This window comes from Amaricoccus sp. (assembly GCF_017995835.1).
Classification (GTDB): Bacteria; Pseudomonadota; Alphaproteobacteria; order Rhodobacterales; family Rhodobacteraceae; genus Amaricoccus.
The window spans coordinates 69,820-76,517 of the sequence record NZ_JAGOID010000002.1 but is presented as its reverse complement, the minus strand read 5'-3'; the positions used below and the strand labels follow the sequence as shown (position 1 = coordinate 76,517).

The window sequence follows — 6,698 nt, the reverse complement described above, 5'->3', positions numbered from 1 at the left end:
CGACAGCTACGACGCCATCGTCGACGTCTGCTGCGAAGCCTGGAACGCGCTTCTCGCAACCCCCGAGCGCGTCGCATCAATCACCTCACGCCAGTGGGCGCAGGTCAGCGGATGATGCCGTTGGTATAATTTATCATGATCCGCTCGCTGCCTCTTTGGCCAAGAGCAAGCTTTGTTCCGGGCACGAACATTCGTGGCTCCCATGGCTCGAAGGTAACAAAGCTAGAACTAGAAAATACAGAAAGAATTCGTTTTACCATTCCGTCATTGTGTTCTGACATATTTGATTTGTAGTAATCACAATGACACCTTGCAAATCCACCAGATCTAATTCTATCTAACGATACGCTAGAAAGTGAAGGAAATACAACATTACGTTCTGTATCTATAAATTGATAAGGATGATCTTCTGCCTTGGGGGTATTTGGTCTACTCACCAGGGAACCCTCGCATTAAGGTTGCATATATCTCAAGATTGCAAACCTGCAATCCACTTCCTGGGCAGCGCCTGCCGCGTGATGCTGAGATGAGCGGCGCGGGCGTCGAGTCCCGTGCGGTTGTCCGACTTGACACCCTTCCGATCGTTCGTGTTGGCGCTCATGACGCGGCTCAGGTCGGCGAGTTCTTGCGGCGTCATGCAACCAGGTAGCAATCCACGGTGCGTCTCGCAGCTTTAGACTCACCGCGCAAACTTCTTATACTTGATCCGCTTCGGCTCCGCCGCGTCCGGGCCGAGGCGGCGGATCTTGTCGGCCTCGTAGTCCTCGAAGTTGCCCTCGAACCATTCCACGTGCCTCTCGCCCTCGAAGGCGAGCATGTGGGTGCAGATGCGGTCGAGGAAGAAGCGGTCGTGGGCGATCATCATGGCGCAGCCTTACCAGAGACGCCGGACGCCGTAGTCGTCGAAGACCCGGTCGATCGAGACGAGTTCCAGATCGGCACTGAGCGCCTGGGCAGCGAGCATGCGGTCGAAGGGGTCGCGGTGCGGGCCGGGCAGGCGGCCGGCGCGCTCGGCGTCGCGGAGGGATATGGGAAGCTCCGCAAACCCTTGGGATGCGACCGCCCCGGCGACGTCGCGCGCCACGGCAGCGGCGCCGGGCAGCTTGCCGAGGCGGTGCTTGGTGGTAATCTCCCAGGCGGAGGCGGCGCTGACCATCACCGGGTTCGCAGTGTCGCCGATCGCCGCGCGGGCGTCCGCGGACAACTGCTCGTCGCCGTCGAGCCACCAAAGCAGCGCGTGGGTGTCGATGAGCAGCGAGGCCACCCTCTCACTCCCAGGCGGCGAGCTCGTCGCCCGGCAAGGCCTCGAAGAAGGCGTCGCTCGTCGCCGCCCTTCCCTTCATGGCGCCGAACCGGCGCTCCGCCGGGCCGCCACTGAAGCGCACGAGGCGCGCCACCGGGCGCCCGGCGCGTGCGAGCACGACGTCGTCGCCAGCCTCGACGTCGGCGACCAGCCGGGAGAGTTGCGTCTTTGCCTCGTGGATATTGACCATCTTCACCGACGCGGTCCCGTGGTTGCCTAGCTAGATGATTAGCTAGACGGGAGGCGACTGTCAACCGGCCGCTACCGCGCGAACTTCTTGTACTTGATCCGCTTCGGCTCCACCGCGTCCGGCCCCAGCCGGCGGATCTTGTCGGCTTCGTAGTCCTCGAAGTTGCCCTCGAACCACTCGACGTGGCCCTCGCCCTCGAAGGCGAGCATGTGGGTGCAGATGCGGTCGAGGAAGAAGCGGTCGTGGCTGATCACCACCGCGCAGCCGGCGAAGTCGACCAGCGCGTCTTCCAGCGCGCGCAGGGTCTCGACGTCGAGGTCGTTGGTGGGCTCGTCGAGGAGGAGCACGTTGCCGCCGGAGCGCAGGAGCTTCGCGAGGTGGACGCGGTTGCGCTCGCCCCCGGAGAGGAGGCCGACCTTCTTCTGCTGGTCGGTCCCCTTGAAGTTGAAGGCCGAGCAGTAGGCGCGGGAGTTCATCTCGGCGTCGCCGAGCTTGACCACGTCGAGGCCGTCCGAGATCTCCTCCCAGACGGTCTTCTGCGGGCTCAGCGCGTCGCGGGACTGGTCGACGTAGGAGAGCTGGACGCTCTCGCCGTATTCGATCGCGCCGGCGTCGGGGGCCTCCTGGCCGGTCAGCATGCGGAAGAGCGTGGTCTTGCCGGCGCCGTTCGGGCCGATCACCCCGACGATGCCGCCGGGAGGGAGCTTGAAGGTCAGGCTGTCGATCAGCTCGCGCTCGCCGTAGTGCTTCTCGATCCCCTCCACCGCGATCACGTTCTGGCCGAGGCGCGGGCCGTTCGGGATGACGATCTGGGCGGTGGCGATCTTCTCGCGCTCGGATTTCGAGGCCAGCTCGTTGTAGGCGTTGATGCGGGCCTTCTGCTTGGCCTGCCGCGCCTTCGCGCCCTGGCGGATCCATTCGAGCTCGCGCGAGAGGGTCTTCTGGCGGGCCTTGTCCTCGCGGGCCTCCTGCTCCAGCCGCTTGGCCTTCTGTTCGAGCCACGCGGAGTAGTTGCCCTCGTAGGGGATGCCGCGGCCGCGGTCGAGTTCGAGGATCCACCCGGTGATGTCGTCGAGGAAATAGCGGTCGTGGGTGACGATGAGGATCGTGCCCTTGTATTCGATCAGGTGCTTCTGGAGCCAGGCGATGGTCTCGGCGTCGAGGTGGTTGGTCGGCTCGTCGAGCAAGAGCATGTCGGGCGCTTCGAGGAGCAGCTTGCAGAGCGCCACCCGGCGCTTCTCGCCGCCCGAGAGCTTGTCGACGCTGGCGTCGTCGGGCGGGCAGCGCAGCGCCTCCATGGCGACGTCGACCTGGGCGTCGAGATCCCAGAGGTTGCCGGCGTCGATCTGGTCCTGGAGCGCTGTCATCTCCTCCATGAGTTCGTCCGAGTAGTCCTCGGCGACCTTCATGGCGACCTCGTTGTAGCGCTCGAGGAGCGCGCGCTTGGCCGCGACGCCTTCCATCACGTTGCCGCGGACGTCGAGCGCGGGGTCGAGTTCCGGTTCCTGGGGGAGGTAGCCGACGCGGGCGCCCTCGGCGGCCCGGGCCTCGCCCTGGAAGTCCTTGTCCTGGCCGGCCATGATCCTGAGCAGCGAGGACTTGCCCGAGCCGTTGACGCCGACGACGCCGATCTTGACGCCGGGCAGGAAGTTCAGGCGAATGTTCTCGAACACCTTCTTGCCGCCGGCGTAGGCCTTGGTCAGGCCGTCGGTGTGGTAGACGTACTGGTAGGCGGCCATGGCGTTCCCCTCCGGCTTGGACGGGCGGGGATGTAGCGGCTCGCGCGGGGGGCCGCAATGGCGCGGCGCGGACGGGCCGCCACGCCGGCGGAGTCGGCGGCGCGCCTGCTTGCGCTTGCCTTCGCCGGCCGCATGGACCATCCCGGGGGACAGCCGTCGCGGCGGTCGTCGCCGCCCGAGACCGTGAGGAAGCCCGTGCCGGATCCCGACCTGCCCGATCCCATCCGTCTGGAGATGCACGGCGGCGTGGCGCTGGTCGTCATCGACAACCCGCCGGTCAACGTGACCTCGCGGGCGGTGCGCGAGGGGCTGATGGCCGCGCTCGACCGCGCCGCCGCGGCGGGGGCGACGCGGGTGGTGCTGACCGGCGCCGGCCGCGCCTTCGTCGCGGGGGCGGACGCGAGGGAGTTCGACGCGGCGCCGCAGCCGCCGCACCTGCCCGATGTGATCGCGCGGATCGAGGCCTTCCCGGTTCCGGTCGTGGCCGCGATCAACGGCGCGGCGCTGGGCGGCGGGCTCGAGATCGCCCTCGGCTGCCGGATGCGCGTCGCCGCGCCCGGCGCGACGCTGGGGCTGCCGGAGGTGACGCTCGGCGTCGTGCCCGGCGCGGGCGGCACCCAGCGCCTGCCGCGGCTGACGGGTCTCGGCCCGGCGCTGTCGCTCATCGCCGAGGGCCGCACCATCGCCGCGGCCGAGGCCGCGCGGCTCGGGATCGTCGATCTGGTGGCCGAGGATCCGGTTGCCGCGGCGCGGACCGCGCCGGTCCCCGACCGGCCCGCGACCGGCGCGCTGCCGGCGCCCGCGCCCGACCCGGAGGCGGCGGAGGCCGCGCGCAAGCAGGCGGCGAGGCGCAGCCCCGGGCAGGTCGCGCCGGTCGCGGCGATCGCGCTCGTCGAGGCCGCGGCGCGCCTGCCGCTCGCCGAGGGGCTGGCGAAGGAGCGCGAGACCTTCCTGAAGCTCAAGACCTCGGACCAGGCCGCGGCGCTGCGCCACGTGTTCTTCGCCGAGCGCACCGCGATGGGGCAGGGGCGCAAGGGCGGCGCCGAGATCGTCACGGCGGTCGTCGTCGGCGGCGGCAACATGGGCGCCTCCATCGCCTATGCGCTCGCCGGCGTCGGGATCGACGTGGCGCTGGTCGAGGCGGACGAGGCCGCCCGCGAGCGCGCCCGGGCCAATGTCTCGCGCCTCTATGCCGAGGCGGTGAAGCGCGGCAAGGCGACCGCCGAGACCGCCGCCGCCGAGGAGGCGGCGCGGTTCGCGTTCCATGTCGGCTACGACGCGCTGCCGGCGGCGGATTTCGCCATCGAGGCGGTGTTCGAGGATCTCGACGTCAAGCGCGCGGTCTTCGCGAAGCTCGACGCCGCCTTGCCCGAGACGGCGCTGCTCGCGACCAACACCTCCTATCTCGACGTGAACCGCATCTTCGACGGGTTGCGCCGGCCGGAGCGCTGCGTCGGCCTGCACTTCTTCAGCCCGGCGCACGTGATGAAGCTGCTCGAGGTGGTGAAGGGCGAGCGGACCTCCGCGGAGACCCTCGCCACGGCGCTCCGCCTCGGCTCGCGGCTGAAGAAGATCCCGGTTCTTGCCGGCGTCTGCGACGGGTTCATCGGCAATCGCATCCTGACGCGCTACCGCCAGGCCTGCGACGTGATGCTGATCGAGGGCGCGCTGCCCTGGCAGGTCGATGCCGCCATGCGCGACTTCGGCATGGCGATGGGGCCCTACGAGGTGCAGGACCTGTCCGGCCTCGACATCGCCTACGCCAATCGCAAGCGGCTGGGATGGCGGACGAAGGCAGGCTTCCGCTACGTCCCGATCGCCGACCGGATCGTCGAGGAGACCGGGCGGCTCGGCCGCAAGACCGGCGCCGGCTGGTACGACCACGACGGCAAGCCGACCCCTTCGGCGGCGATCGAGGCGATCGTGGTGGAGGAAAGCGCCCGCGCCGGCGTCGCGCGCCGGGCGTTCTCCGACGCCGAGATCGTCGAACGGGCGACCACGGCGATGATCGAGGAGGGCGTGCGCATCCTCGCGGAGGGCATCGCCGGGCGCTCCGCCGACATCGACCTGGTGATGGTCCACGGCTATGCCTTCCCGCGCTGGCGCGGCGGGCCGATGCACTACGCGGAGCGGATCGGGCTGGCCGAGGTCCGGCGGCGCATCGAGGCGCTGGCGGCGGAGGATCCGCTGTCCTGGGGCGTGCCCGACCTGCTCGCGCGCGCGGTCGACGCCGGGCGCGGTTTCGACGATCTGGGGGGGAACGATGGCTGAGGCTTATCTCTGCGACTACGTGCGGACGCCGATCGGCCGCTATGGCGGCGCGCTCGCCCCGGTCCGGACCGATGACCTCGCCGCCGTGCCCCTCGCCGCGCTCCTCTCGCGCAACCCCGGGCTCGACCCGGCCGCCGTCGAGGAAGTCTGGATGGGCTGCGCCAACCAGGCGGGCGAGGACAACCGCAACGTGGCGCGCATGGCGCTGCTGCTCGCCGGCCTGCCCGAGACCGTGCCCGGCGTGACGGTGAACCGGCTCTGCGGCTCCGGTCTCGAGGCGGTGGCGGCGGCGGCGCGGGCGATCCGGGCCGGCGACATGGACCTGGCCATCGCGGCCGGGGTCGAGAGCATGACACGGGCGCCCTTCGTCATCCCCAAGGGCGCGGGCGCGTGGTCGCGGTCGACCGAGATCCACGACACCACCATCGGCTGGCGCTTCGTCAACCCGGCGATGGCGAAGCGGCACGGCGTCGAGTCGATGCCCGAGACCGCGCAGAACCTCGCCGACGAATACGGCATCTCGCGCGAGGACCAGGATGCCTTCGCGCTCCGCTCGCAGGAGCGGACGGCAGCGGCGCAGGCGAGCGGGCGGCTCGGCGACGAGATCGTCGCGGTGACCGTGCCGCTCGGCCGCGGCAGGACGGCCGAGGTCGACCGCGACGAGCATCCCCGGGCCACCACGCGCGAGGACCTCGCGCGGCTGAAGCCGATCACCCGGCCCGACGGCACGGTGACGGCCGGCAATTCCAGCGGCGTCAACGACGGCGCGGCGGCGCTGATCGTCGCCTCGGAGGCGGCGGTGAAGGCCCACGGGCTGACGCCGCGGGCGCGGGTGCTCGGCGCCGCCTCGGCCGGCGTGGCGCCCCGGGTGATGGGATACGGACCGGTCCCGGCGATCGGAAAGCTCGTGGCGCGGACCGGCGTCGGCCTCGACAAGGTGGATGTGATCGAGCTCAACGAGGCCTTCGCGGCACAGGCGCTCGCCGTGCTGCGCGGGCTCGGGGTCGCCGATGACGACGCCCGGGTGAACCCGAACGGCGGCGCGATCGCGCTCGGCCACCCGCTCGGCATGTCGGGCGCGCGCATCGCCGGCTCGGCGGCGCTGGAACTGTCGAAGACCGGCGGCCGCTACGCCGTCGCCACGATGTGCATCGGGGTCGGCCAGGGCGCCGCGCTCCTGCTGGAGCGAGTCTGA

General features: G+C 70.0%; 5 protein-coding genes and 2 pseudogenes. 3 read left to right on the top strand and 4 right to left on the bottom strand.

All coding sequences use genetic code 11. From position 1 onward, the window contains the following. Window positions 1–115 (top strand): annotated as a pseudogene (locus KBA23_RS00735) (IS630 family transposase); the annotation flags it as partial. A 564-nt stretch (window positions 116–679) separates the two neighbouring features. On the opposite strand, the pseudogene KBA23_RS00730 reads toward KBA23_RS00735, so the two are convergent. From KBA23_RS00730 to ettA, 4 genes and pseudogenes are all read right to left on the bottom strand, one after another. After that, window positions 680–874 (bottom strand): annotated as a pseudogene (locus KBA23_RS00730) (energy-dependent translational throttle protein EttA); the annotation flags it as partial. Further along, a complete protein-coding gene (locus tag KBA23_RS00725) occupies window positions 875–1,264 on the bottom strand; it encodes a type II toxin-antitoxin system VapC family toxin (RefSeq protein ID WP_290735435.1) in 390 nt (129 codons plus the stop codon). A gap of 4 nt (window positions 1,265–1,268) precedes the next feature. Next, a complete protein-coding gene (locus tag KBA23_RS00720; RefSeq protein ID WP_290735451.1) occupies window positions 1,269–1,493 on the bottom strand; it encodes a type II toxin-antitoxin system Phd/YefM family antitoxin in 225 nt (74 codons plus the stop codon). Between the two features lie 71 nt (window positions 1,494–1,564). Next, window positions 1,565–3,232, bottom strand: a complete 1,668-nt coding sequence (gene ettA / locus KBA23_RS00715; RefSeq protein WP_290735431.1) for an energy-dependent translational throttle protein EttA — start codon at window positions 3,230–3,232, stop codon at window positions 1,565–1,567. Between the two features lie 57 nt (window positions 3,233–3,289). On the opposite strand from ettA, the gene KBA23_RS00710 reads away from it, so the two are divergent. After that, on the top strand, window positions 3,290–5,503 hold the full coding sequence (locus KBA23_RS00710) for a 3-hydroxyacyl-CoA dehydrogenase NAD-binding domain-containing protein (protein WP_290735428.1): 2,214 nt from the start codon (window positions 3,290–3,292) through the stop codon (window positions 5,501–5,503). After that, complete coding sequence (gene pcaF, locus KBA23_RS00705; RefSeq protein WP_290735426.1) at window positions 5,496–6,698, top strand: 3-oxoadipyl-CoA thiolase; 1,203 nt, start codon at window positions 5,496–5,498, stop codon at window positions 6,696–6,698. The genes KBA23_RS00710 and pcaF overlap by 8 nt, the downstream gene beginning before the upstream one ends.

Bases quoted from the DNA above. Each gene is read 5' to 3' on its own strand.
- KBA23_RS00720 (WP_290735451.1), bottom strand. From the start codon at position 1,493: ATGGTCAATATCCACGAGGCAAAGACGCAACTCTCCCGGCTGGTCGCC.
- ettA (WP_290735431.1), bottom strand. From the start codon at position 3,232: ATGGCCGCCTACCAGTACGTCTACCACACCGACGGCCTGACCAAGGCC.
- KBA23_RS00710 (WP_290735428.1), top strand. From the start codon at position 3,290: ATGGCGCGGCGCGGACGGGCCGCCACGCCGGCGGAGTCGGCGGCGCGC.
- pcaF (WP_290735426.1), top strand. From the start codon at position 5,496: ATGGCTGAGGCTTATCTCTGCGACTACGTGCGGACGCCGATCGGCCGC.